Below are 230 nucleotides of genomic sequence, written 5' to 3' on the forward strand. Positions count from 1 at the left end.
AGCAGCCACATCATGTGCTGTACGGTCAGTGCTCATCGTCACTGTTACAGTCCCGATACCTTCTCCTGAGATGACATACTGTCCGAGGGAAGGATGAGACAGCGCCATGGCAACATCAGCAAAGCTATACATGGTTGTTGACACTTACGATCCCTCCTTACTGATTCACAACGATGCCAATGACGACGTGTTCAATCGCACCCGACATCTTCACACAGGCATAAATCGGC

Annotated in this window: 1 protein-coding gene; it reads right to left on the minus strand. The window is 50.0% G+C overall.

The window, feature by feature from the left end:
- The coding region (locus J3482_RS22090; protein WP_369123497.1) for a tail tube family protein at positions 1-132 on the minus strand (132 nt) is incomplete at its 3' end.
- Positions 133-230 lie beyond the last annotated feature (98 nt).

The organism is Alicyclobacillus suci, assembly GCF_017329615.1.
GTDB lineage: Bacteria > Bacillota > Bacilli > Alicyclobacillales > Alicyclobacillaceae > Alicyclobacillus > Alicyclobacillus suci.